General features: G+C 63.6%; 22 protein-coding genes. 9 read left to right on the forward strand and 13 right to left on the reverse strand.

The genetic code is table 11. The features are described 5' to 3' along the window. Positions 1-47: 47 nt before the first annotated feature. The 6 genes from NH396_RS05790 to miaB all read right to left on the reverse strand — a co-directional run bounded on the left by NH396_RS05790 (position 48) and on the right by miaB (position 6,915). Positions 48-800, reverse strand: coding sequence for a YdcF family protein (locus NH396_RS05790; protein ID WP_043335281.1), 753 nt, complete (start codon positions 798-800; stop codon positions 48-50). 119 nt (positions 801-919) lie between these two features. Next, positions 920-2,437 (reverse strand): apolipoprotein N-acyltransferase, encoded by a 1,518-nt coding sequence (gene lnt, locus NH396_RS05795; protein WP_176676238.1) that lies wholly within the window; start codon positions 2,435-2,437, stop codon positions 920-922. An 86-nt stretch (positions 2,438-2,523) separates the two neighbouring features. After that, positions 2,524-3,432: a transporter associated domain-containing protein gene (locus NH396_RS05800; RefSeq protein ID WP_176676239.1), complete on the reverse strand. Its 909-nt coding sequence runs from the start codon at positions 3,430-3,432 to the stop codon at positions 2,524-2,526. Between the two features lie 81 nt (positions 3,433-3,513). Beyond that, positions 3,514-4,209, reverse strand: a complete 696-nt coding sequence (gene ybeY, locus NH396_RS05805) for an rRNA maturation RNase YbeY (protein WP_253062732.1) — start codon at positions 4,207-4,209, stop codon at positions 3,514-3,516. A 17-nt stretch (positions 4,210-4,226) separates the two neighbouring features. Next, positions 4,227-5,339, reverse strand: coding sequence for a PhoH family protein (locus NH396_RS05810; protein ID WP_176676241.1), 1,113 nt, complete (start codon positions 5,337-5,339; stop codon positions 4,227-4,229). A gap of 226 nt (positions 5,340-5,565) precedes the next feature. Then, positions 5,566-6,915, reverse strand: coding sequence for a tRNA (N6-isopentenyl adenosine(37)-C2)-methylthiotransferase MiaB (miaB, locus tag NH396_RS05815; protein WP_176678260.1), 1,350 nt, complete (start codon positions 6,913-6,915; stop codon positions 5,566-5,568). Between the two features lie 833 nt (positions 6,916-7,748). Here miaB and NH396_RS05820 point away from each other — a divergent pair. Together NH396_RS05820 and tmpT are read left to right on the forward strand one after the other, a co-directional pair. Continuing rightward, positions 7,749-8,447 (forward strand): TIGR04211 family SH3 domain-containing protein, encoded by a 699-nt coding sequence (locus NH396_RS05820; RefSeq protein ID WP_176676242.1) that lies wholly within the window; start codon positions 7,749-7,751, stop codon positions 8,445-8,447. Between the two features lie 40 nt (positions 8,448-8,487). Further along, positions 8,488-9,159 carry a thiopurine S-methyltransferase gene (tmpT, locus tag NH396_RS05825; RefSeq protein WP_253062236.1) on the forward strand — a complete coding sequence of 224 codons (672 nt, stop codon included), beginning with the start codon at positions 8,488-8,490 and terminating at the stop codon, positions 9,157-9,159. Between the two features lie 124 nt (positions 9,160-9,283). Here the strand turns inward: tmpT and NH396_RS05830 are convergent, their stop codons facing one another. The 3 genes from NH396_RS05830 to ggt form a co-directional block, all read right to left on the reverse strand. Then, entirely contained in the window at positions 9,284-9,889 is a 606-nt protein-coding gene (locus tag NH396_RS05830; protein ID WP_253062238.1) for a YajG family lipoprotein, read from the reverse strand. A gap of 181 nt (positions 9,890-10,070) precedes the next feature. Continuing rightward, positions 10,071-11,333 carry an MFS transporter gene (locus NH396_RS05835; protein ID WP_253062240.1) on the reverse strand — a complete coding sequence of 421 codons (1,263 nt, stop codon included), beginning with the start codon at positions 11,331-11,333 and terminating at the stop codon, positions 10,071-10,073. A 165-nt stretch (positions 11,334-11,498) separates the two neighbouring features. Continuing rightward, positions 11,499-13,259 carry a gamma-glutamyltransferase gene (gene ggt, locus NH396_RS05840; RefSeq protein ID WP_253062242.1) on the reverse strand — a complete coding sequence of 587 codons (1,761 nt, stop codon included), beginning with the start codon at positions 13,257-13,259 and terminating at the stop codon, positions 11,499-11,501. A gap of 278 nt (positions 13,260-13,537) precedes the next feature. Here ggt and rpe point away from each other — a divergent pair, with 278 nt between their 5' ends. Together rpe and NH396_RS05850 are read left to right on the forward strand one after the other, a co-directional pair. Continuing rightward, positions 13,538-14,245 (forward strand): ribulose-phosphate 3-epimerase, encoded by a 708-nt coding sequence (rpe, locus tag NH396_RS05845; protein ID WP_176676246.1) that lies wholly within the window; start codon positions 13,538-13,540, stop codon positions 14,243-14,245. Between the two features lie 4 nt (positions 14,246-14,249). Continuing rightward, a complete protein-coding gene (locus NH396_RS05850; protein ID WP_366071518.1) occupies positions 14,250-14,585 on the forward strand; it encodes a GIY-YIG nuclease family protein in 336 nt (111 codons plus the stop codon). A 99-nt stretch (positions 14,586-14,684) separates the two neighbouring features. Here the strand turns inward: NH396_RS05850 and NH396_RS05855 are convergent, their stop codons facing one another. Beyond that, entirely contained in the window at positions 14,685-15,986 is a 1,302-nt protein-coding gene (locus NH396_RS05855) for an NAD(P)/FAD-dependent oxidoreductase (protein WP_175090585.1), read from the reverse strand. Between the two features lie 466 nt (positions 15,987-16,452). Here NH396_RS05855 and NH396_RS05860 point away from each other — a divergent pair, with 466 nt between their 5' ends. The 5 genes from NH396_RS05860 (at position 16,453) to trpC (ending at position 21,602) form a co-directional block, all read left to right on the forward strand. Beyond that, positions 16,453-17,100, forward strand: a complete 648-nt coding sequence (locus tag NH396_RS05860; protein WP_253062736.1) for a phosphoglycolate phosphatase — start codon at positions 16,453-16,455, stop codon at positions 17,098-17,100. Positions 17,101-17,208: 108 nt separating this feature from the next. Further along, the gene (gene trpE / locus NH396_RS05865; RefSeq protein ID WP_176678263.1) at positions 17,209-18,696 is read left to right on the forward strand and encodes an anthranilate synthase component I; all 1,488 of its coding nucleotides are present in this window, start codon (positions 17,209-17,211) and stop codon (positions 18,694-18,696) included. Between the two features lie 322 nt (positions 18,697-19,018). Continuing rightward, positions 19,019-19,654 carry an aminodeoxychorismate/anthranilate synthase component II gene (locus NH396_RS05870; RefSeq protein ID WP_253062244.1) on the forward strand — a complete coding sequence of 212 codons (636 nt, stop codon included), beginning with the start codon at positions 19,019-19,021 and terminating at the stop codon, positions 19,652-19,654. Between the two features lie 77 nt (positions 19,655-19,731). Beyond that, positions 19,732-20,778, forward strand: coding sequence for an anthranilate phosphoribosyltransferase (gene trpD, locus NH396_RS05875; RefSeq protein ID WP_176676248.1), 1,047 nt, complete (start codon positions 19,732-19,734; stop codon positions 20,776-20,778). Beyond that, positions 20,778-21,602, forward strand: a complete 825-nt coding sequence (trpC, locus tag NH396_RS05880; protein ID WP_176676249.1) for an indole-3-glycerol phosphate synthase TrpC — start codon at positions 20,778-20,780, stop codon at positions 21,600-21,602. The genes trpD and trpC overlap by 1 nt, the downstream gene beginning before the upstream one ends. A gap of 153 nt (positions 21,603-21,755) precedes the next feature. On the opposite strand, the gene NH396_RS05885 is transcribed toward trpC, so the two are convergent. From NH396_RS05885 to NH396_RS05895, 3 genes are all read right to left on the reverse strand, one after another. After that, positions 21,756-22,574, reverse strand: a complete 819-nt coding sequence (locus tag NH396_RS05885) for an HAD-IIB family hydrolase (protein ID WP_176676250.1) — start codon at positions 22,572-22,574, stop codon at positions 21,756-21,758. Positions 22,575-22,679: 105 nt separating this feature from the next. Further along, on the reverse strand, positions 22,680-23,501 hold the full coding sequence (locus tag NH396_RS05890; RefSeq protein WP_176676251.1) for a DeoR/GlpR family DNA-binding transcription regulator: 822 nt from the start codon (positions 23,499-23,501) through the stop codon (positions 22,680-22,682). Beyond that, complete coding sequence (locus NH396_RS05895) at positions 23,498-24,325, reverse strand: glycerophosphoryl diester phosphodiesterase (RefSeq protein WP_176676252.1); 828 nt, start codon at positions 24,323-24,325, stop codon at positions 23,498-23,500. Before NH396_RS05895 ends, NH396_RS05890 begins: the two co-directional genes overlap by 4 nt. Positions 24,326-24,390: the final 65 nt, after the last annotated feature.

The following is a 24,390-nucleotide window of genomic DNA, read 5'->3' on the forward strand; positions in this document are numbered from 1 at the left end:
GTCTTGCCAGCAGTCCTTCGCTTGCCTTGCCAGCAGTGCTGTCGGGTCTAGCGACCCACCAGCCAGCCGATCCATTCATGCAGTGCCCAACGTGACTGGGTCAGCGCGGAGCTGTTGGGGATCCAGGCATCGATGCCCAGTCCCGACACCGTGGTGTAGCCCACCGGCGCCGGGATGATGGTGCGGAAGCCCTGATTTTGGAAGTTGCGCATCGCGCGCGGCATGTGCCAGGCGCTGGTCACCAGCACGATCTTGTTGATGTCGTCCTGCTCGAGCATCTCGCGCGTGAAGAGCGCATTCTGCTGGGTGTTCTCGCTGCGGTTTTCCAGCCAGCGCGCCGGGTAGTCGAATTCATCGATCAGCGAGCGCTGCATCAGCTCGGCGAGGGTGCCGTCATCGGAAGACGATACCTTGCCACCGGTGAGCAGAATCGGCAGCTCCGCGTTGCGTGCCACGCGTACGCCTTCGTCCAGACGGCTGAGCGTCTCGCCATTGATGCGATCGCGACCCTGCAGCTCCGGGGCGTCGTAGTAGCGTCCGCCGGAAAGCACCACCACGGCCTGCGCCTGGATCCACTCTGCCGGTTCACTGGGTTGAATACGCTCCAGCCCTGACATCAGGCGCGTGGAGACGACCGGCGAGGACAGCAGCCACATGCCCAGAATGGCCACGACCATCATGGCGCGTGCCAGGCCCGGCCAGCGCTTGAGCACGAGCATGGCCAGAAACAGCAGCAGGAGAGGCCCGCCGGGCGGCAATACCAGGTCCTTGATGATGCCGAGTAACTCTGTGATGCCCATTGTGGTCTCGCTTGTGCAGAGGCAGTGCCGGGCATCGGCCCGGCAACGGGTAAGGTTGAGCGTTCAAGCGTCTGAGGCCCAGGGGGCGCAGGCGTTCTGGGGCTCAGGCATTATGGGTCTCAGGCGTCCTGCGGATGTTGACGGCGCGCCTTGAGGCATTCGTTGATGCCCAGCACGAGGCCCGGCGCCAGCAGCAGCCCGATCAGGATCCACACCGGCAGCAGGCCGTAGTGCATCCAGGGCGTCATGCCCAGTTGCAGGCGGATATCGCCAGTGACGGTGGCCTCCTCGAACTGGGGGCCTTGGGCGATGATCTCACCCTGCGGCGAGATGATCGCCGTGACGCCATTGCTGGTGGCTCGCAGCAGATAGCGGCCGTTTTCCAGCGCGCGCAGCTGGGCCATCTGCAGGTGCTGCAGCGGGCCGATGGAGTGACCGAACCAGGTGTCGTTGGAGACGGTCAGCAGCACGGTAGAGCTCAAGGCGCGCTGGCGGACCAGCTCCGGATAGACGATCTCGTAGCAGATCGCCACGCCGATACGCAGACCGCTGACCATCAGCGGCGGCTGCTGGCTGTCGCCTGACTGCATGCTCGACATCGGCAGGTCCAGGAAGCCGATGATGCCCCGCAACCAGCTTTCCAGCGGTACATACTCGCCGAAGGGCACCAGGTGCTCCTTGCGATACTGGGCCGAAGGGTCATCGATGGGAATCACGCTGTTGTAGAAGCGATTGTCGGCGTCACGCTCGACGATCCCGGTCATCAGACCGGTCTTGGGCGGCAGAGTGGCCTGGATGCGCTCGAGGAAGGGCTCGGCCTGGTCGCGCAGCATCGGCAGTGCCGTCTCCGGCCAGACGATCAGGTCGGCATCGTCCTGCACGGCGCGCGTCATCGCGGCGTAGGTATTGGCCGCACGGCGCTGACCTTCGGCGCTCCACTTGATCAACTGCGGCAGGTTGCCTTGCAGCAGAGCGACGCGCGCCGGCTGGCCGCCGGACTGTGTCCAGTCGGTCGGCAGCAGCAGCCCCGCGCTCCACAGCACGATCAGTGGCGCGATCGCCCACCAGCGGCGACGCAGGGCCAGATTCCACAGCAGCGCCCCGGACAGCGCGATGATCAGCGAGATACCGTAGACCCCAAGCACTGGCACCCAGCTGGCCAGCGGCGAGCCCACGGCACTGTTGCCCAGCAGCAGCCACGGGAAGCCGGTGAAGGCCCAGGTGCGGAACAGCTCGCTGAGCACGAACACCGCGGCGAATGACAGCACATCGAGCTTGCGTGAGCAGAAGCGCTGCCACAGACCCATCCACAGCATCGGGAACAGCGCCATGCAGGCCACGAACAGCATCGTCAGCAGCACCGCCAGCGGCATGCCGGTATAGCCATAATCATGAATCGAGACATAGACCCAGCTGGCCCCGCTGCCGAACAGGCCGACCCCGAACCACCAGGCGCGCAGGAAGCCACCACCTTCCATGCGCAGCGCCCCGTAGAGCAGGCCTGCGCCGATCGGGCCCAGCCACCACTGCTCGAAGGGGGCAAAGCTCAGGGTGACCAGTACCCCGGCAATGGTCGCCAGTACATTGGCCAGCAACGAGGCGCCCGGGAAGCTCCTCGCGCGGGGGGAATCTGACATGCCGCTCTCCTTGTAAAATGCCAGACACATCGGCGGATGTGTCTGGCATTGTCCTCTATCGGGTCAGCCTGTGGTCAGGCCATGAATCACTCGCCGCTGATGTGCGCACGATGCTCGGCCGAGGGCGGCGCGACACCGGTGGCATCTTCCAGACGGCATACCTGTACCTGACGAATGCGACGATTGTCCGCATTGAGCACCGTGAAACGCCAGCCGGCGAAATCGGTGGATTCCTGACGGCGCGGCATGTGGCCGAAGCGCTGGATCATCAGACCACCGATGGTGTCGAATTCCTCATCGGAGAAGTCGGTATCGAAGTGCTCGTTGAAGTCATCGATGGTGGTCAGCGCGCTGACGGCGAATTGACCATCGCCCAGCTCGCGAATGTCCTCATCCTCATCGGTGTCGTGCTCATCCTCGATATCCCCGACGATCTGCTCGAGGATATCCTCGATGGTGACAAGGCCTGCCGTGCCGCCGTACTCGTCGATGACCACCGCCATGTGGTTGCGGGTCTCGCGGAATTCCTTGAGCAGGCTGTTGAGGCGCTTGGATTCAGGGATGAACATCGCCGGACGGATCGCTTCGCGCAGATCGAAGCGCTTGCGCTCGCTGTCATTTTGCAGAATCAGCGGCAGCAGGTCCTTGGCCAGCAGGATGCCGAGCACCTCGTCGAGGTTCTCGTCGATGACGGGATAGCGGGAGTGAGCCGATTCGAGAATCAGCGGCAGGTACTCCTCCGGGCGCTGATCGACCTGAATGGCCTGCACCTGGGAGCGGGGGATCATCACCTCGCGCACCTGCTGGTCGCTGATTTCCAGCGCGCCTTCGATGATGGCGATGGCGTCCTGATCGAGGTTGAGGCGTGGGCCTACCTCAGCCAGAAACTGGAGCAGCTCGCTACGGGAGCTGGGTTCGTCGGTGTCGCTTGAGAAGGCGCCGAACAGCTTATCGAGCCAGGTTTTCGATTGGCTTCCCGATCGGTCTTCGCTCATGCGTTAGTTTCTCTTTTCCTCGGTGGCGATACCCCATCGTCGTGGCGGTATCGGGGCTGCCGATGCGCAGGGGCGCCGGCATCAGTGATTCTCTTCCCGGTAGGGGTCGGCGATGCCGAGCCCTGCCAGCACATGACGCTCGAGCGCTTCCATGCGTTCGGCTTCATCGTCCTCGATATGGTCATAGCCGAGCAAGTGCAAGGTGCCATGGACCAGCATGTGGGCGAAATGATGTTCCAGCGATTTGCCCTGTTCCCGCGCTTCGCGGGCGACGACATGCACGCTGATGATCAGGTCGCCCAGAAAGCGCTGCTCATCAGGGCTCTGCTCGTCAGCATCGCTCAACGTGTCTGACGCCAGCATGACATCGTCGATGTTGTGGCCGTCGAGATCTTCCTCTTCGCCAGCGTCCAGATCGCCCTCCGGCATGCTCGCAAGCGGCAGGCTGTCGTCCTCGACTTCCTCGGCGAAGCGCGCGGCCAGTTCCGGCGGCAGGGCGAAGTCGTCCAGATCCAGCGGCTCATGCGGGAAGGACAGCACATTGGTCGGGGAATCCTTGCCACGATAATCGCGATTGAGGCCCTGACTCTCGGCTTCTTCCACCAGTCGCACGGTCAGCTCGTACGGCGCCGCGGCGTCGCTGGCCTCGCGCTCGAGTGCGCCATCTTCCGCGGCGGCCAGCAGCGCAGCCGCCACCCAGGCTTCCAGCTGATGGCTGGCCGGCAGCGGCTGACCATCGAATTCACTCTCGCCGATGGCCAGTTGCAGGTCCACCATGACCGCAGGGGCTTCGCTCACTGGCTACCTCCCGGCGGGGTGCTGTCGGCGGGTGGTATGTTGCTCTGGGCATTGAGTGCTGCCATGCGGGCTTCACGCTCGGCTTGACGCTTCTCGCGACGCTCGCCTTCCTGCTGCTCCTCCGCGGCCTCGAAGGTGTCGTAGGCCTCGACGATGCGCTGCACCAGCGGGTGGCGCACGACGTCCTTGGCCAGGAAGCGCGTGATGCTGATCCCCGGGGTGTCCTTGAGCACTTCCAGCACATGGGCAAGGCCGGACTGAGTACCACGCGGCAGATCGACCTGCGAGACGTCACCAGTGATGACGGCGGTGGAGCCGAAACCGATGCGCGTCAAGAACATCTTCATCTGCTCACGCGTGGTGTTCTGGGACTCGTCGAGAATGATGTAGGCGTTGTTGAGCGTCCGGCCGCGCATGTAGGCCAGCGGCGCGATCTCGATGATCTGGCGCTCGATCATCTTGTTGACGTGTTCGAAGCCGAGCATCTCGTACAGGGCGTCGTAGAGCGGGCGCAGGTAGGGGTCGATCTTCTGGGCCAGGTCGCCGGGCAGGAAGCCGAGCTTCTCGCCGGCCTCGACCGCCGGACGCACCAGCAGGATACGTCGCACTTCGTTGTTGTTGAGCGCTTCCACGGCCGCCGCGACGGCAAGGTAGGTCTTGCCGGTACCGGCCGGGCCGATGCCGAAGTTGATGTCGTGATTGCGCATCTCGGTGACATAGCCCTGCTGATTGAAGCCGCGCGGGCGCACGACCACCTTTGGCGTGCGAATCACCACATCGCCGTAGGTGGCGCCCTGGTCTTCGGCGGCTTCGACCAGCGCCTCGACGCCGGATTCCTGCAGGAACAGATGCACGGTCTCGGCATCGACCTCACCGGCCCCTGTCTCGCGGTACAGGTGCTCGAGGACGTTGGCGGTCGCCTTGACGGCCGCGGCAGGACCCGCGATCTGGAAGTCGTTGCCGCGGTTGCGCAGGGTGACACCGAGCCGGGATTCGATCAGCTTGAGATGCTCGTCGCGCTGACCGGTCAGGCTGGCCAGACGCTGCGGGTCTGCCGGCTCAAGCGTCATGTTGAGAATGCGATTGGCTTGCTGTGACTGGTGGCTCAAGGCGTCGAATATCCTGATAGTGATGAGTGGCGAAGAGGCTTGGCGATGAGGGCCGCCACGGCGCATGACGGCGCCATTTCAGTGTCAATGGTGACGCGTTGCCGAAGTCTCAAGAGAGCTTAATGCGCGATGGCCGTACAGGGCAATTGTCCTGTACGGCCAGCGTGGCTATCTGCTTGATAGCGGGGGCTGATGGCGCCTCGTCAATGTCGGGAGTGACGAGCGATCAATAGCGGTAGGGCGAGCTGAGCTCACCGCGCAGCGAGTTGGGGTAGGCCTCGGTGATCTCGACATCCACCAGGTAGCCGATCAGCTCGGTCGGGTTGGCGGCGCGGAAGTTGACCACCCGATTGTTCTCGGTACGCCCTGACAGCAGGCCCGGGTCACGCGGCGAGAAGCCGGAGACCAGGATGCGCTGGGTGGTGCCGACCATCTTGCGACCGATCTGCATCGCCTGCTGGTTGATGCGGTCCTGCAGGATGAGCAGGCGCTCCTTCTTCACCTCTTCCGGGGTGTCGTCTTCCAGATTCGCCGCCGGAGTGCCCGGGCGTGCGGAGTAGATGAAGCTGAAGGAGTGATCGAAGCCGATCTGGCCGATCAGATCCATGGTATCCATGAAGTCCTGATCGGTCTCGCCCGGGAAGCCGACGATGAAGTCGGAGGAGAAGCTGATGTCCGGGCGCAGCGCGCGGATGCGTTCGAGCTTGTCGATGTAGAGGTCACGCTCATGGCCACGCTTCATCGCCGCCAGGATGCGGTTGGAACCCGACTGCACCGGCAGGTGCAGGTGACTGACCAGCTCCGGGATCTCACCGAAGGCCTCGATCAGCGAGTCCTTGAACTCCAGCGGATGCGAGGTGGTGAAGCGGATGCGGTCGATGCCCTCGACCTGCGCCACGCAGCTGATCAGTTCGGCGAGGTCGATCTCCTCACCCAGCTGATTGAGACCGGCGTAGGCGTTGACGTTCTGGCCCAGCAGGTTGATCTCGCGCACGCCCTGTTCGGCCAGGTGGATGACTTCATCCATCACCCTCTCGAAGGGGCGAGAGACTTCCTCGCCGCGGGTGTAGGGCACCACGCAGAAGGTGCAGTACTTGGAGCAGCCCTCCATCACCGAGACGAAGGCGCTGGCGCCGTCGCTCTTGGGCGCGGGCAGATTGTCGAACTTCTCGATCTCGGGGAAGGTCACATCGACGACGGAAATCTGCTTGAGGCTGTCGCGGCGGGTATCGAGCATCTTCGGCACGCGGTGCAGGGTCTGCGGGCCGAACACCATGTCCACATGCGGGGCACGCTTGCGCAGGTTGTCACCTTCCTGACTGGCCACGCAGCCGCCAACGCCGATCACCAGCTCCGGGTTCTTTTCCTTGAGCTTCTTCCAGCGTCCCAGCTGGTGGAACACCTTCTCCTGCGCCTTCTCGCGGATGGAGCAGGTGTTGAGCAGGATGACGTCTGCTTCGGATTCGTCGCTGGTGACTTCCATCTGATGCGATTCGCCGAGCAGATCCGCCATGCGCGCGGAGTCATACTCGTTCATCTGGCAGCCGTGAGTCTTGATGAAGAGTTTCTTCGCCATTGCCTTGTGTGAACGCTCTGAGCTGCGCACCCGGGCTTCGTGCGCCCGCGCCCGGGCACTTGGTGGCGGCGGGCAGCGTCAGCGGTCAGGAGAAGCGGGCGCGACTTGTAATGAATGAGCCCCGGCGCTGATGGCTGGCCGGGAATCGAGGGCACGACGATACCGTGCCAAGCGGCACGCTGATCGGATCGAGGCCAAAATCGGGACGGCACAGTATAGGAGTCTGCCGGCCATGCGGCCAGCCCTGTCGCATCGCTGTCAGCAATGAGGAGGATGCCTGCCAACCACCGGTTCAGCCTGATGGTGGCTGTGGTATCCTCATGAGAAAGCCCGCGCATGCCCTGACGCTACAACAGGGGCTTGGCATGTTTCATAGTTATCAGGCAGGTGTTGCGCGACGCACATCAGGCTGTCAATGGCTTGATTTGTTGAGGTTTTCATGCCGATAGCCCGGCTGCCTGAGCTGGTTAAAATTTGATCGATTTGTTGGCGGGGCAGGCAATTCGCCGTGCGCAGACCTGCCCCTTTGCGGTTGTCCCAAGACTTATCCACAGAAAGTGTGGATCTCTGAAGACACTGAAATGACAGTCTCGGATTTTTCTCGCGGCAATTTCGTTACCGTACGTCCTAGCGCGACAGCGATGCCAGGCAGGATGCCTTGCATTGCGCAACCTGGCAGACACCGCATGGGCAGACAGGGCGAGCCTTCCTTCGCCCAAAAGTGGTCGATCATGTTCGGCATGTGGGGACGCTGGATTCAGCACGTTTGCTCCTCGTGCCCACACGCCTGACACGGTCGGCTTACGCCCTTAGACAGCCATGAAGAACACGATATGACGCGATTCTCCATTACCAGCACCCCTTCATCTTTCGGTCTCCTGTCACCCCGATCGCCGTGTTCGACGCTTGCGCGCTCACTGCGCCGTGTGGTGCTGGGGGCTGGCGTCGCCGGAAGCCTGCTGCTGGGCGCTCCGCTGGCCAATGCAGCCACCGACCGCTGGGTCGCCGATGACCTCACCACCTTCGTGCGCAGTGGCCCTACGGATGGCTACCGCATCGTGGGCACGGTGGAAGCCGGCCAGCCCGTCGAGCTGCTCGAGGTCCAGAATGACTACAGCAAGATCCGCACTGCCAGCGGCGACGTGGTATGGATGCCCTCCGCTGACCTGCAGAACACCCAGAGCGTCAATGCCCGGGTGCCCGAGCTCAGCGCCAGGGTCAAGGAATTGACTGCCAAACTCGATGGCATCAATGAAGAGTGGGAAACCCGTGTCGAGGACATGAAGGCCGGCCTCGAGACGCGTCAGGCGCGTATCGAAGAGCTTGAGCAGGCCAACAACAGCCAGTCAGCCGAGCTTGCCCAGGCGCGCAGCAAGATGCAGGACATGGAAACCAAGCTCGATACCAAGAAGCAGGACCTGCTGATGCGCTACTTCATGTACGGCGGTGGCGTGGCGGGTGTCGGCCTGTTGGTTGGCCTGATCGTGCCGCACCTGCCGCGTCGCAAGAAGAAGCGTCACGGCTTCCTGTAAGGCATCCCGGTAACCGATAGCAGAGGGAGTGCGCCAGCTCATGTCGACACAAGACACGACGATGGACGCGACGCCGGCCAGTGACCCCTGGCTGGCGCGATGGCAGGAAGGGCGGATCGGCTTTCATCTGCCTGCCACACATTCGGCGCTGGAGCGCTGGTGGCCGCGGCTTGAGGTCGCGGCAGGCGCCAAGGTGCTGGTGCCGTTGTGTGGCAAGAGTCTCGACATGCGCTGGCTGGCGGCGCAGGGCTATCCGGTGCTGGGTATCGAGCTTGCCCGCCAGGCCTGCGAGCAGTTCGTCGCCGAAGGCGCTGGGGATGTCTCGCGCTATCGGCTGGAGCACTTCGAATGCTTCCGCCAGGGCATGGTCGAGTTGTGGTGCGGAGACTTCTTCCACTTCCATATCGATCATGTCGATCATCTGGACGCCTTCTATGATCGCGCCGCGCTGATCGCCTTGCCGCCGGCCACCCGGCAGCGCTATGCCTTCCATCTGGCGCAGCTGCTGCCCCCGGGCGCGCGTGGCCTGTTGATCAGTCTCGAGCGGCAGACGGAGCAGCATCAGGGCCCGCCATTCCATGTCGCCGAAGACGAGATTCGTCAGCTGTTGAGTGCCAACTTCACGCTTGAGGTGCTGGAGCGTCGCGCCCCGGATGAGCGCGGCCTGCGCGAGACGGTGTGGAGTCTGGTGCGCAAGGGACCGCGTCGCTGACGCCTCGGGGATGACCTTGTCAGTCAGGTACCGTCCTCTTGAAGGTTCAGTCCTCATGAAAAACGCCACCGCCGCCCAATGGGCGGCGGTGGCGTTTTCGTTGGTGACGAGCTGCTGATTGAGCTTACTGGTCGAGCTGGCGGATCAGCGTGGTGTCCTGGAAGGCGCGAGTCAGCGCATCCCCAATCACCTTTGAAACCATCTCGGTGTTCTTCTCCTGGCTCGGCTTGAGGGCATAGCCCTGGTCACGTGTCGCGGTGTAGCTGCCGGTATAGCGCTGCTTGCCGGACACGGCGACGGCCTTGATCACGCCATTGAGTGTCGCGGTATCGGTGATCAGGCCGCCACGCTTCACGCCATAGGCCAGCTCGGTCAGCGAGATGGTCAGCTCTGCTGCGCCCTGGTTGGCCTGCTCGGCGGATACCGGCACGAAGCCCATGCGGCGCAAGGCGCTGATGGTCTGGGCCTCAAGCTTGGGGGGCAGGTCGCCGGTCGGCACGACCAGATAGCTCGAGGCATTGGTGGCGCCATCGCGAGAACCGATGCGCTCTGACGGACGCTCATCGAGCACATCCACCACCACCTGCTGACCGTGGCCGACCACGCCCATCTCGCCGACCTGCGGATTGACGTACAGGCGCTGCGGGCTGGTGCCGCAAGCGCTGAGAAGTGCCGTCGTGGCGATCAGTGCCACGCTCATGCAGGTGGTGCGCAACTTGTGCATCATCATCGGGGTTCCTGGGCCTGAGGCCGGTTGTCATGGGAGTCATCTCGGCCATCCGTTGCCAATATCTCGCCTGCAGCGCGGGATGGCCGGAGCACAATGGCGCGAGTATAGGGCCAGAATGACGCCTGAGCGTAGTGGAAATTCAGGCTCACGGTTGTCACTTGATGGCGACATTCTCGAGAGTTCATGCGGGATCGACACGGCGCGCCAATGCCAGCAATCCCAGCAGGGGGCCTGGCAGGATGGCAAGCAGCAGCAGGCTGCCCTGTGAGGCGACCAGCGGAGTCAGCAGGGCGATCGAGACCAAAGACAGGCTGAAGCCGATGGCATTCATCACGGCCAATGCACTGGCTTGAAGCTCGACCGGCGTACCGCCTGCCGCGAGTGCCGAGAATTGCGGAGAATCGATCACGGCCATCAGGCTCCAGAGCGCCAGCAGGCCCAGCAGCAGACCATAGCTGGCGTCACCCTGCATGGCCGTGACGAAGAGCAGGGTGAGTATCACCGAGCCCGCCAGCCCCAGGCGAGCCACCCACAGACTACCGCGCGTGCGTGACAGCCAGCCTCCCACCACGCAGCCGGGCCCGCCCACCGCGATCACCAGGAAGCTATGCAGCGCCAGTTGCGTGGCCGATAGCGACAGATCATTGAGTCTGGCCATTGTCGTCAACAGCAGCGGTACCAGCGCCCATAGCGTATAGAGTTCCCACATGTGGCCGAAGTAGCCCAGGGCACCGCGCACGAAGCCGGGATGACGCCAGGCGGCCAGACCACGGGTGGCCCGCGCCAGCAAAGACGTCTTCGTCGAGGTCGTGACCCTTGCGGGAGGCGCGATGGCGGGCAGCAATGCGACCAGCCCGGCCCCTGCCACGGCCAGCAGTGATGCCATGCCGATGGCCGCTCCCCAGGGGAGCGAGAAGTGGCCACTGAGTTGCAGCGCGGCCAGGCCGTGCGGCAGTGCGGTTCCCAGTACCAGCATGCCCACCAGCCAGGCCAGTGCGGCACCGGCGCGGTCAGGCGCCGTGTGCACCATCAGCTTGAGGCCGATGGGGTAGATGCCGGCCAGGGCCAGTCCGGTCAGCACGCGCAGTCCGGAGGCGCTCAGCAGTCCCGGTGCGATCAGCAGAGCCAGATTGGTCAGCGCGCCCAGCACACAGGAGGCCATGAACAGATGGCGCGCCGCGAAGCGGTCTGCCAGTCCTGCCAGTCCCAGCGCCAGCGTACCGACGATGAAGCCGCCCTGTACCGAGGAGGTCAGTTGTCCGAGTGCCGCGGCGCTGTCGCTCGTGAAACTCCAGCTTTCCAGCATGGGGGCGAGTACGGCATTGGGGGTAAACCACAGGCTGGTGCCGAACAGCTGTGCCAGTGCGATCAAGGCGACCGGATAGCGGTTGGCCCATTGCCGCCAGCCAGAGATGGGGGGCGTGAGTGACTTGGTGGAGGACACGAGGGCACCTTGTAGGGCAGAGGGCATGATGGCGCAGCAAGACGCGAACGGGCGACACCGAAGTGTCGCCCGTCACAGATAGCCCGCCCCATCAATGGGGTCAAGGCGTCATTGATGGGGCAGCTCGGCAACGCGGTGCAGAGACTACCCCGTCGCAGCTATCGTCTACAGCCCCATGGCCGAAGAGGTGGAGCGGCGCGGGTCAGCACCGCCGTAGAAGGTGCCGTCGTCGATCATGATCGACTGGATGGCGCCCATGGCGTCCTTGGTCACCACCTTGTGGCCCATCGCCTCGAGCAGGCGGATGGTGTCCTTGCTGATGCCCGCCTCGATACGAATCTCGTCCGGCAGCCACTGGTGGTGGATGCGCGGTGCGCTGACCGCCGACTGGATGTTCATGCCGTGGTCGATCACGTTCATGATCACCTGCAGCGTAGTGGTGATGATGCGCGAGCCGCCGGGGCTACCGGTGACGAGGAAGTTCTTGCCATCCTTCATCACGATGGTCGGGCTCATGGAAGACAGCATGCGCTTGTTCGGCTCGATCTTGTTGGCGACGCCACCGATCAGGCCATAGGCGTTCGGTACGCCCGGCTTGGCGGAGAAGTCATCCATCTCGTTGTTGAGCAGGAAACCTGCGCCATCCACCACGATCCCGGAACCGTAGCTGAAGTTGATGGTGTAGGTGTTGGAAACGACCAGACCATTGCCATCGGCAATCGAGAAGTGGGTGGTCTGATTGGACTCATACGGCTGCGGCTTGCCGGGCTTGACCTCACTGGAGGGCGTTGCCTTGTTCATGTCGAACTGGGCGCGCAATTCCTTGGCGTAGTCCTTGGAGATGATGCCCGACAGCGGCACATCGACGAAGTCGGTGTCGCCAAGATACTCGGAGCGGTCGGCGTAGGCGCGGCGCATCGCCTCGGCCATCACGTGGAGGGTGGCGGCAGAGTTGAAGCCCATTGCCTGGATGTCGTCACCCTCGAGCATGTTGAGAATCTGAACGATGTGCGCGCCGCCGGAGGAGGGCGGGCTCATCGAGAAGATGTCATAGCCACGATAGGTGCCGTGGACCGGCTCGCGGATGGCCGGCTCGTAGGCCTTGAGGTCATCCAGCGTCATGATGCCGTCGTGGCGCTCCATCTCGGCGACGATCAGTCGGGCAGTCTCGCCCTCGTAGAACTCGCGCGCACCATTGGCGGCGATGCGCTTGAGGGTCGCGGCCAGTTCCGGCTGCTTGAACAGCTCACCCGCTTGATAGTTGCTGCCGTCAGGCTTGTAGAACACCTTGGCGGTGCTGTCCCACTTGGCCAGGCGGTCCTTGGCATCGCTCAAGCCCTTGGCGAAGCGCGTCGGAATCACGAAGCCGTCTTCGGCCAGCTTGATCGCCGGGGCGAGGGCCTGCTCGAGGCTCAGGGTGCCGTAGTCTTCCAGCGCCTTGGCAAGGCCTGCGACGGTGCCGGGCACGCCTGCCGCACGGTGGGTGAAGCGTGACCATTCGGAGACCGCCTCGCCATTCTCATCTTGGAACATCGTCTCGCTGGCCGCCGCCGGGGCCTTCTCGCGGTAGTCGATGGCCACCACTTCGCCGGTCTTCTCATCGGACACCAGCATGAAGCCGCCGCCACCGATATTGCCGGAACGCGGCTGGGTCACGGCCAGTGCGAAGCCTGCCACCACGGCAGCGTCGACGGCGTTGCCGCCATTGGCCAGCACATCGCGTGCGACCTGGGAGGCCAGATAGTGGCTGGTCGCGACCATGCCGTGCTTGCCTTCCTGGGGGTGGAAGCGCTCGCCTTCCAGAATCGCGGAAGATTCGGCGAAGGCAGCGGGAATCGCCGTCGGTAGCAGGCCGGCCAGCGGCAACAGTGTGGCGGCGGCGAGGGTCTTCAGCCGCTTGCGTGCGGCAAGGGAGGTGTCAAACATGAGTCGATTATTCCATTTATCGTTATTGGAGTTGCAGCATGGCAATGGTGTCGCGAGTGTCATGTGCTGTCGTGAGTCGTGTCGGCAAGTGTTGCCCTGACGAACTCTTTTACTATCAGTTGCTAATGCAGCAATTTCAACCACCTGATGGCAGGCCTGGTCTTGTCATGGCGAGTGCGAGCGACAGGGGGCTACCCCGAACGGTGTCACACAGCGCCTGTCTTTTGTGAGAGTGTGGCGTAAAATGCCCCTTCCACTTCTCGCTGGCGCCTGATGACATGTCTGAACTACTGCCGAATGACTTCAAGATTGCCCCGTCGATCCTGTCTGCCGACTTCGCCCGCCTGGGGCAGGAGGTCGAGGATGTGCTGGCCTCCGGGGCCGATATCGTCCACTTCGACGTGATGGACAATCATTACGTGCCCAACCTGACCATCGGGCCGATGGTGTGCAAGGCGCTGCGTGACTACGGCATCACCGCCGAGATCGACGCCCATCTGATGGTCACGCCGGTCGACCGCATGATCGGTGACTTCGCCGAGGCCGGTGCCAGCTACATCACCTTCCATCCGGAAGCCTCCGACCACGTCGACCGCTCGCTTCAGCTGATCCGTGATGCGGGCTGCAAGTCCGGTCTGGTATTCAATCCGGCCACGCCGCTGTCCTACCTCGACTACGTGATGGACAAGGTCGACATGATCCTGTTGATGAGCGTCAACCCGGGCTTCGGCGGCCAGTCGTTCATCCCCGGCACCCTCGACAAGCTGCGTGAAGCGCGTCGTCGCATCGATGCCTCCGGCTACAACATCCGTCTCGAGATCGATGGTGGCGTCAAGGTCGACAACATCGCCGAGATCGCGCGTGCCGGTGCCGACACCTTCGTGGCCGGTTCCGCCATCTTCAATGCGCGCAGTGACAGCGATGCCAACCGCTACGACAGCGTCTTGGCGAAGCTGCGTGCCGAGCTTGCCAGCGTGCGCAGCTGATCGCGTGGCGGATGACAGCACGCGGGCTTGCGAAGCAGCCGACAGCTCGGCTCACGCCGGGACGCTCAGCGAGTGGTCGCTGTACGTTCTCGAGACGGCCCAGGGGCGCCTCTACACCGGTATCAGTACCGATGTGGCGCGCCGTGTGAGCGAGCATGAGGGCGGCAAGCGCGGTGCACGAGCGCTGCGCGGCAAGGGGCCTTTGATGCTGTGTTATCAACAGGTGGTCGGCGACCGCTCGCGGGCGCTCAAGCTCGAATATCGCGTCAAGCAGCTGAGTGTGGCGGCCAAGCGCCGGCTGATCGCCGGTGAGATGACACTGGACAGCCTGCTCGACTGACGGTCTGCTGATTGAATGCTTGAAACGAAAACGCCCCCAGCGGTCTCCGCTGGGGGCGTTTTGTTGACTGGCGACCCTGCCGGGCAGGCTGTCCCAGTCTCAGTGCAGTTTCATCTTCGGACGCAGGTAACGGTTCAGGCCATCGACCACCACTGTCATGCCGGTCTTGACCACGCCGTGGATCGCCATCTGGTGCATGCGATACAGCGAGGCGTAGAAGAACTTGGCCAGGCGACCTTCGATGAACAGTGAACGCGCCGAGGCACCGCGCATCAGCGAGCCGACGGCGTCGAAGTGCGCCAGCGAGATCAGCGAGCCGTGGTCCTTGAACACGAAGTCCTTGAGCGGCTTGTTGGCCATCGCGGCGCGCAGATTCTTGACCATCAGGCTGGCCTGCTGGTGAGCGGCCTGGGCACGCGGCGGGACGCGCTTGTCATCCGGCTGCGGGCAGCTGGCGCAGTCACCGAGCGCAAAGATGAACTCATCATCGATGCTCTGCATGGTCTGGTGCACCTTGACCTGGTTGTTGCGCTCGGTGGACAGGCCCAGCTCGGACAGGAAGGCGGGCGCCCGGATACCGGCGGCCCAGACGCTCAGGTCGGCTTCGATCAGGGTGCCATCGGCCGTGGTGATACCGCGTGAGTCGGCGCAGGTCACCCGGGTATCGACGTGGATATCGACGCCCAGCCTGGTCAGCTCCTTGGCAACCGGCTTGCCGATGCGTTCCGGCAGGGCGGGCAGGATGCGCGGTGCGGCCTCGATCAGGTGGACCTTGACCTGGCGGTCTTCCAGCGAGGAGAAGCCGTAGCTGTGCAGCATCTTGGAGGCATCAAACAGCTCGGCGGAGAGTTCGACCCCGGTGGCGCCGGCGCCGATGATGGCGACGTTGAGCTGCTGGCGCTCACATTCCTTGCCGTTGGCGCTGAAGCGCAGGAAGGTGTCGAGCATGTCGCGGCGGAATTTCTCGGCCTGCTGCGGGCTGTCCAGGAAGTGGCAATGCTCGGCGACGCCTTCGGTGCCGAAATCATTGGACACGCTGCCCAGTGACAGTACCAGATAGTCATAGCTGAGCTGGCGGGCAGGCAGCAGCACGTTGCCCTTGGCATCGTGGATGGCGGCCAGGGTCAGCTGCTTCTCTTCACGCTCCAGGCTTTCCAGGGTGCCGCGCTGGAACTTGTAGCCGTGGGCCTTGGAATGGCCCTGGTAGGAGACTTCATCGAGACCGGAATCCAGCACGCCGGTGGCCACTTCGTGCAGCAGCGGTTTCCAGATGTGCGTGGAATTGCGGTCGATCAGAATGATCTCGGCTTTCTTCTTGCGGCCCAGCTTGTGGCCCAGTTTGGTGACGAGTTCCAGACCGCCGGCGCCTCCGCCAACGACTACGATGCGGGGAATGGCCATTGAGTGCTCCTGAGAGTGACAAGGTCGAAAAGGACAAGCAGAAACTGGCTGTCGCCGGAGCGTCGGGTCGCGCATTTTTTCGTTGTCACTGGCGCCACACCCGGAGGGACGGTCGACGGAATGGCGCTATGGTAACGTGGCCACTGGCGTGCTAATAGTGGCAAGGTGAAGGAATGTAATTTTTTTACGGATTTTTCCAACAAAACAGATGAAACCATGCGTTGCGTGGATGAATGACGGACGATTCTCATCCCGTGACAGCCGGATTCAGCGGGTGGTCTCAGGAGGCCAGGTGAGCGAAAAGACGGTGATGCAGACTTTTGAAGAGGCGCCTGTCCAGATGGCGCCTCATTCAGCTTCCACACCTTGCGATACCGCGCATGGCGGGGGGGCTCTCGGGGCCCGGCCCGAGCAGGCACAGGGCCTCGATCACGGACTGGCACATCCGGCGTTGCGGGGCATCGAGATGGTGGCCTTCGATCTGGATGGCACCCTCATCGACTCGGTGCCGGACCTCGCCCATGCGATCGACTGCATGCTTGAGCAAGAGGGGCTGACGGCGCTGGGGGAGGCGCGGGTACGCGACTTTGTCGGCAATGGATCGCGGGTGCTGGTGGAGCGCGCCCTGGCAGCACATGGCCTGGCGACCGATGACCTGGCGCGGGTCGAGCAGGCGCATCAGAGCTTCCTGGCACATTACGCCGCCGACCCCAGCTCGCGTACGCGACTCTATCCCGGGGTGCGGGAATGCCTGGAGGGTCTGCGCCAGGCCGGGATCCCGCTGGTGCTGATCACCAACAAGCCGGAGGCCTTCATCGAACCGTTGCTTTCGCACTTCGCGCTGAGCGAGCACTTCGCGCTGGCGCTGGGCGGCGACAGTCTGCCGACGCGCAAGCCGGACCCTGCGCCCCTGCTGTTCGCCGCCGAGCGGCTGGGAGTGCCGCCGCGTCAGGCCTTGATGGTCGGAGACTCGCGCCACGATATCGCGGCAGGCCGCGCCGCCGGCTTCCGCACCCTGGCGGTACCTTACGGCTACAACCATGGCGAGCCGATCTCGCGCAGCCATCCGGATTACCTCGTCGACTCGCTTGCCGAGCTTGTCGTGGCTGACTGAGTCTGGCAGACAGCGCTGCCGCCAGCGACACGCAATGATAGACTGAGCCCCAGACAAGCCGGCCTCGTGCCGGCAACGCACCCTCCGTGGAAGGAACTGCAGGTCATGATGACCCCACAACACTTCGCTGAACTGGCCGAAGCCGGTTACAACCGCATTCCCGTCACCCGTGACGTGCTGGCGGATCTCGACACGCCACTGTCTACCTATCTCAAGCTGGCCGACATGCCGTGGACCTTCCTGCTGGAGTCCGTGCAGGGTGGCGAGAAATGGGGGCGTTATTCCATCATCGGCCTGCCGTGTCGTGAGCGCATCGAGGTGCGTGGCCAGGTGATCTCGCATCTGACCAATGGCGAGCAGACCGGCATGACCGAGGTCGAGGACCCCCTCGACTGGATCGAGCAGTTCCAGACCCGTTTCCGTGTGCCGGTCATCGACGGTGCGCCGCGCTTCAATGGCGGTCTGGTCGGCTACTTCGGCTATGACACCGTGCGCTATATCGAACCGCGCCTGCGGGGTGTCGAGAAGCCGGACCCGCTGGGCGTGCCGGACATCCTGCTGATGGTCGCCGATGAGCTGGTGATCTTCGACAACCTGTCCGGGCGTCTGACGCTGTTGACCCACGCCGACCCGGCAATGCCGAACGCCTACGAGGCCGCTTGCGAGCGTCTCGAACGTCTCGAGATCCAGCTGCGCAGCGCGACGCTGAATACCGTCAGTCCCGGCACCGGCGGCGAGCCGGTCAAGGAGACCGACTTCACCTCCGGCTTCACCGAGGAAGGCTTCAAGGGCGCAGTGGATAAGATCAAGGAATACGTGCTGGCCGGTGATGTCATGCAGTGCGTGCCGTCCCAGCGCATGTCGATTCCCTATCGCGCCGCGCCGCTGGATCTCTACCGTGCACTGCGCAGTCTGAATCCCTCGCCCTACATGTTCTTCTTCAACCTGGATGACCACCACGTCATCGGCTCGTCGCCGGAGATTCTCTCGCGTCTCGAGGATGGCGAGGTCGCTGTGCGTCCGATCGCCGGGACTCGCGTGCGCGGCGCCACCGAAGAGGAAGACTTGGCGCTGGAGAAGGACCTGCTGTCAGACCCCAAGGAAGTCGCCGAGCACCTCATGTTGATCGACCTGGGCCGCAATGATGCCGGCCGCATCAGTCAGACCGGCAGCGTCAAGGTGACGGACCAGATGGTGGTGGAGCGCTATTCCCACGTCATGCACATCGTCTCCAACGTCACCGGCAAGCTGAAGGAAGGCCTGGGGCCGATGGATGTGCTGCGGGCCACCTTCCCGGCCGGTACCCTGTCCGGTGCGCCGAAGATTCGCGCCATGGAAATCATCGACGAGGTGGAGCCGGTCAAGCGTGGCATCTATTCCGGCGCGGTAGGCTATCTCTCCTGGCATGGCAACATGGATACCGCCATCGCGATCCGCACCGCGGTGCTCAAGGATCAGGTGCTGCACGTTCAGGCCGGTGCCGGTGTGGTCGCGGATTCCGTTCCGCAGTCCGAGTGGGATGAGACGCTCAACAAGGGGCGTGCTCTCTTCCGTGCCGTGGCGATGGCGGAGCGCGGTCTGGACAATCTGGACTGATCGACGCGCCGTGCATTTCGGGAGTGACTCGCCAGTGTGGGCGGGTCGTTCCCTGCAACGGCGCATGTGATTGACACTCCTGACAGCTCAACGCACTATTGACCCATGACGCTACGTAACCCGCACGACCTCATCCAGCAGTGGTGGCGCTCCTGACAAGGGGGCGGCTTTCGCATGTCTGAAGTTCGAGGACGTACGACCAGAAGAATGCCGCCGACCAGGGCGGCATTTTTGTTGCTGGACGGCGGGAACGACACCACAGAAGAGCGGGCAGGCCACTGAGTCACGGCGCAGGACCCGCTCCCGAGAATGGACACTGACCATGCAGACATTCACTTCCCAGGATGCCAGCACGCCACGCGTGCTGATGATCGACAACTTTGACAGCTTCACCTACAACATCGTCCAGTATCTGAGTGAGCTGGGCGCGGAAGTGCTGACCGTGCGCAATGATGCCATCACCCTCGAGCAGATCGAGGCGCTCGGCGCTTCACATCTGGTGCTGGGTCCGGGGCCGTGTACGCCCAACGAGGCCGGCATCACGCTGGAAACCATTCATCACTTCGCCGGCAAGCTGCCGATTCTGGGCGTGTGTCTCGGTCACCAGGCCATCGGTCAGGTCTATGGCGGCAAGGTGGTACGTGCCCCTCAGGTGATGCACGGCAAGACCTCCTCCGTGCGTCACGACAACAGCGGTGTCTTCGCCGCGCTGGCCGAGCCGCTGGAAGTCACGCGCTATCACTCGCTGGTGGTCGATCGCGAGAGCCTGCCCGAGTGTCTGATCGTCACCAGCTGGACGGATGACGAGGATGTCACGCCTCAGTTGATCATGGGCCTGCGCCATCGCGAGCTGGATGTCGAAGGCGTCCAGTTCCACCCCGAGTCGATCCTGACATTGCAGGGTCATGAGCTTCTGGCTAATTTCCTGCGCCGTGGCGAGGCTGCGAAAGCTGCTTGAGCGGGCGTTGATCGCAAGAGCTACATCCTATTTTTTCATGCGTCAGCCGCCGAGGCTGGCGCCTGCGGAGACACAACATGCAGATGCGTGAGGCGATTGGCGCCGTGATGCGCCGCCAGCACCTGAGCTACGACGACACTCATGCGGTCATGACGGCCATCATGACCGGCGAGGCGACCCAGGCGCAGATCGGGGCCTTGCTGATGGCGCTGTCGATGAAGGGCGAGACCGTCGATGAGCTGGCCGCCGCTGCCCAGGTGATGCGTGAGCTGATGACGCGCGTCACGGTGCGTGCCACTGATGCGGTGGATATCGTCGGCACCGGCGGTGATGGCGCCAACCTGTTCAATGTTTCCACGGCGGCAAGTTTCGTGGTGGCGGCCGCCGGTGGTCATGTGGCCAAGCATGGCAATCGCAGTGTCTCGTCATCGTCCGGCAGTGCCGACCTGCTTGAATCGGCCGGCATCCATCTGGCGCTGGACGTCGAGCAGGTCGCACGCTGCATCGATGATATCGGGGTCGGCTTCATGTTCGCACCCAATCATCACGCCGCCATGAAGCACGTGATCGGCCCGCGCCGCGAGATGGGTGTGCGTACCATGTTCAACATTCTCGGCCCGTTGACCAATCCGGCCGGCGCCACCCGTCAGGTGCTGGGGGTCTATGATCCGGCGCTGGTACCGCTGATGGCCGAGGTGCTCAAGCGCCTCGGGGCCGAGCATGTGCTGGTGGTGCACAGCGATGACGGCCTGGACGAGATCTCGCTGGCGGCATCGACGCTGGTCAATGAACTCAAGGATGGTGAGATCCGCGAATACCGTATCGCGCCGGAAGACTTCGGTCTCGCGCGCCAGTCGCTGGAAAGTCTGGCGGTGGAGACCTCGGATGCCAGCCTCAAGCTGGTGCAGCAGGCGCTGCGCGGAGATGAGGGCCCGGCCAGCGACATCGTGGCGCTCAATGCCGGCGCGGCTCTTTACGTGGCGGGCATCGCGGACAGTCTCAAGGAGGGGGTCAGCATTGCCGAGGACGTGCAGGCCAGCAAGCTGCCGTTCGAGAAGATGAAGGAGTTGGCAGATTTCACCCGTGTCTACGCCCAGGTCAATGATGAAGGAGCGACCCGCTGATGAGCACCGAGCAGACGACTGACAAGGCATTGCCGACCATCCTGGCCAGGATTCTGGCGCGCAAGGAAGAAGAGATCGCCGAGCGCAGCGCCGCGGTGAGCGAGGCGGACCTGCAGGCTCTGATCGAGAAACAGAGCGCGCCGCGCGGCTTCATCGCGGCGCTGACGTCGCGCATCGACCGTGGCGAGCCGGCCATCATCGCCGAGGTGAAGAAGGCGTCACCCTCCAAGGGCGTGATCCGTGAAGACTTCGTGCCCGCCGAGATCGCCGTAGCCTATGAGCAGGCCGGCGCCGCCTGCCTGTCGGTGCTCACCGATGCCGACTTCTTCCAGGGACATGAGGACTTCATGATCGAGGCGCGCGACGCCGTCTCGATTCCGGTGATTCGCAAGGACTTCATCATCCACCCGTATCAGGTGCTGGAAGCGCGTGCCATCGGCGCCGACTGCATCCTGTTGATCGTCGCGGCGCTGGACGACGCACGCCTGAGCGCTCTGTATCGTCAGGCGCGCGAGCTGAGCATGGATGTGCTGGTCGAGGTGCACGACGGCGAAGAGCTCAAGCGTGCACTGGCGCTGGGCATGGAGCTGGTCGGCATCAACAACCGTGACCTGCGTACCTTCGAGACGTCGCTGGAGACGACGCTGGACCTGCTGACCGACATGCCGCAGGGCGTGCGTGTGGTCACCGAATCCGGCATCCATACCCGTGACGATGTGGCGAAGATGCGCGACGGTGGTGTCCATGGCTTCCTGGTGGGAGAAGCCTTCATGCGCTTTGATGATCCGGGTGAAGGTCTGCGGGGATTGTTCTTCGCGGATTGATAGCCGGTGGTTTGTGTTATTTGTTATCTTATGGATAACAAAACCCCGCATGGTGATGCCATGCGGGGTTTTTCATGCCTGTCTGCTGACTTCTGTATCAAAGCCTGTGGCCGTCATCCTGCTGGAGGTCTATACCCGCCATCAGTCACAGGGTCAGGCGTCTGTCTTGACGCTCTCGCCCCCCTTGCGTGCCGAGAGCAGAGCCTCGGCAATTTCTTCGACCCCGGCGCCATGACTGTGGCGTGTCACCCAGCTGGGCTCCCAGCCCAGTGCCGCGCGGTGCTGGATGATATTGGCCACGCCTACGGTGTGACGGAAGGTCGCGAACATCGGCGCATCATTGGGCGCATCGCCGACGTACATCACCTCCTGCTCCAGCTGCATGCGGTCCAGGCCGAAGGTCTCGGTGAGGACTCGCACCGCCATGCGCGCCTTGTCGAACTCGCCCTGCCACGCATTGATGTGGATTGAGCTGGCGCGCGCCTGAATGCCAGCGGCCGTGAAGCCGGCGATGATGGCACGAATCTCGCTCTGGGCCAGCGGGCCTACCGCCTGACAGTGGTCCACCGCGACATCGGCAAATCGGAAGGGCTGGTCCTGGGCCAGTGCTGCGCGCGGGTGATTGAGCAGCAGCTGGCGAGCGACGGTCATGACATGGCGTTGACGAGCGCGCAGGCGCTGCTCGTCTTCCCACCAGGTGGTGAGGATGCGCTGCCCCTGGCGGCGAAAGGCAAAGGCACCGTTCTCACCGATCACGCTGGCGATCGGCCAGGCGCGCGCGATGTGATCACACCAGCCCGCACAGCCGCCCGTGACGGGAATGACCTTGATGCCGGCGGCATCCAGGCGTTCCAGTGCCGCCAGCGTCGATGCCGCGAGACGCCCCTCATGGGTGAGGGTGTCATCGATATCGGTCAACAGATAGCGGATACCCGACAGGGTGCTGGCAGGACAGTGAGCGAAGGCTTGCATGGTGATTCCAGAAATCCTCAGAAGGTAAGCGGGAGCGCGGCTGTCATCCGTCGTGTGTCCCTTCAGTATCGTCGATGCGTGACGGCTTGCGCGACGCGCCTCGGTTCAGGCGGTGAAGCGCACCGACAGGCTCTGCTGGCTGGCAGCCTCCAGCGCGCTGCGATAATCGGGCTGATGGGGCAGCTCATCGGTGACCAGCAGGTCGATCTCCTCGAGCGGGGCGATGCGGCACATGGCGGCGCGCCCCCATTTGCTGGCGTCGGCGACCAGGATCCTGCGCTGGGCGTGGCCGATCAGTGTACGACTGACCGCGGCTTCCTCCGGGTCGAAATCGAGCAGCCCACCGGTATCGAGACCACCACAGCCGAGGACCGCGATATCGACCTGATGACGCGCGAAGAAGGCCACGGTGGCACTGCCGACCACATCGAGATCCTGTGGGCGCAATTGTCCTTCCGCCAACTGGACAGCGACATCCGGATGGGTCGAGAGCGCTTGGGCCACCTGCAGATTGTTGGTGATCACGCGCAGGCCGCGCCGGGCAAGCAAGGCTTCGGCGACCGCTACCACGCTGGTGCCGATGCCCAGCGCCAGGGTGGCGCCATCGGGAATCTCGGCGACCACGCTGGCGGCCATGGCCTGCTTGGCGGTTCGTGCCAGCATGATGCGCTGGGTATGACCCAGGTTGTAACCGCCCGGTGGGCGCTCGATGCCGCCGTGGCGTCGACGCGCCAGCCCGCGCTCACACAGCACGGCCAGGTCACGCCGGATGGTCTGGGGCGTGACGTCGAAGGTATGGGCCAGCGGGTCGACCGCCAGCTGGCCCTCGCGGGCCAGTCGCTCGAGAATCTGTTGCTGGCGCCTCGTCAGTGCGTCATTGCTCGCGTGTTCGACGCTGCGACTGTCGCGCTCGATGCCCGGGCTCATGTCCGGGATAGCCCTTGCGTAGGGGTGTCGTTCGGCAGAGTGGGCTCGCGATCCTCCTCGCTGAAGATGGCCGGGTCATCGCTGATGACGGCATCCACACCCCAGGCCCAGCGCGGTGCGAAGGCCGCCGCATCATTGGGCGTGTAGCAGAGCAGCTTGTGGCCTCGGCTGGTGACGGCACTGGCCGCGGCGCGAGTCAGGGCGCGCCAGTCGGCATGCACGGAGCTTGCGTTCAGCTCATCGGCCAGGCTCTGCCAGTCATCGGGGATGTCATCGAAGAGCAGGCCGATATGCACCTGTGGGTCGCGTTGACGCGTCAGGCGCAGCGCCTGGGGGTCAAACGACGAGATGATCAGGTGCGAGGGGGGGAGATGGGCGCTGGCCATCGGAATGGCGGCATCGACCAGCGCCTGGGCATCGTGGCCGGGACTGAGTTTGAGCTCCAGATTCAGACGCATGTCCAGGCGCGCGATCAGCTCCAGCGCCTGCTTGAGCGAGGCCATCCGCTCACCGGCAAAGCACGCATTGAACCAGCTGCCGACATCGAAGGTCTGCACGCTGCCCCAATCGAGATTCTTGAGCTTGCCACGCCCATCCGAGCAGCGATTCACGCCGGCATCGTGCCAGATGACCGGTGTGCCGTCGCCCAGCAACTGCACGTCCAGCTCCACCCATTGAAAGCCGGCCTCATGCGCCGCCTGAATGGCGGCCAGGGTGTTTTCCGGCGCATAGGCCGACAGACCGCGATGCGCGATCGCCAGGGGCAGGGACAGAGCGTTGTCGGTTGAGCGTGATGAGTCAGCTGAATGTGACGATGAAGCCATGGTGAATCCTCACAGAAAGAATGGCATGTCTGCCCGCTACGCAGCTGCGGCATCGATCAGTCGAG

This window comes from Cobetia sp. Dlab-2-AX (assembly GCF_024124625.1).
GTDB lineage: Bacteria > Pseudomonadota > Gammaproteobacteria > Pseudomonadales > Halomonadaceae > Cobetia.

Coding starts and splice junctions, on each gene's coding strand:
- NH396_RS05790 (WP_043335281.1), bottom strand. CDS start 800: ATGGGCATCACAGAGTTACTCGGCATCATCAAGGACCTGGTATTGCCG.
- lnt (WP_176676238.1), bottom strand. CDS start 2,437: ATGTCAGATTCCCCCCGCGCGAGGAGCTTCCCGGGCGCCTCGTTGCTG.
- NH396_RS05800 (WP_176676239.1), bottom strand. CDS start 3,432: ATGAGCGAAGACCGATCGGGAAGCCAATCGAAAACCTGGCTCGATAAG.
- ybeY (WP_253062732.1), bottom strand. CDS start 4,209: ATGGTGGACCTGCAACTGGCCATCGGCGAGAGTGAATTCGATGGTCAG.
- miaB (WP_176678260.1), bottom strand. CDS start 6,915: ATGGCGAAGAAACTCTTCATCAAGACTCACGGCTGCCAGATGAACGAG.
- NH396_RS05820 (WP_176676242.1), top strand. CDS start 7,749: ATGACGCGATTCTCCATTACCAGCACCCCTTCATCTTTCGGTCTCCTG.
- tmpT (WP_253062236.1), top strand. CDS start 8,488: ATGTCGACACAAGACACGACGATGGACGCGACGCCGGCCAGTGACCCC.
- NH396_RS05830 (WP_253062238.1), bottom strand. CDS start 9,889: ATGATGATGCACAAGTTGCGCACCACCTGCATGAGCGTGGCACTGATC.
- ggt (WP_253062242.1), bottom strand. CDS start 13,259: ATGTTTGACACCTCCCTTGCCGCACGCAAGCGGCTGAAGACCCTCGCC.
- rpe (WP_176676246.1), top strand. CDS start 13,538: ATGTCTGAACTACTGCCGAATGACTTCAAGATTGCCCCGTCGATCCTG.
- NH396_RS05855 (WP_175090585.1), bottom strand. CDS start 15,986: ATGGCCATTCCCCGCATCGTAGTCGTTGGCGGAGGCGCCGGCGGTCTG.
- NH396_RS05860 (WP_253062736.1), top strand. CDS start 16,453: ATGGTGGCCTTCGATCTGGATGGCACCCTCATCGACTCGGTGCCGGAC.
- trpE (WP_176678263.1), top strand. CDS start 17,209: ATGACCCCACAACACTTCGCTGAACTGGCCGAAGCCGGTTACAACCGC.
- NH396_RS05870 (WP_253062244.1), top strand. CDS start 19,019: ATGCAGACATTCACTTCCCAGGATGCCAGCACGCCACGCGTGCTGATG.
- trpD (WP_176676248.1), top strand. CDS start 19,732: ATGCAGATGCGTGAGGCGATTGGCGCCGTGATGCGCCGCCAGCACCTG.
- trpC (WP_176676249.1), top strand. CDS start 20,778: ATGAGCACCGAGCAGACGACTGACAAGGCATTGCCGACCATCCTGGCC.
- NH396_RS05885 (WP_176676250.1), bottom strand. CDS start 22,574: ATGCAAGCCTTCGCTCACTGTCCTGCCAGCACCCTGTCGGGTATCCGC.
- NH396_RS05890 (WP_176676251.1), bottom strand. CDS start 23,501: ATGAGCCCGGGCATCGAGCGCGACAGTCGCAGCGTCGAACACGCGAGC.
- NH396_RS05895 (WP_176676252.1), bottom strand. CDS start 24,325: ATGGCTTCATCGTCACATTCAGCTGACTCATCACGCTCAACCGACAAC.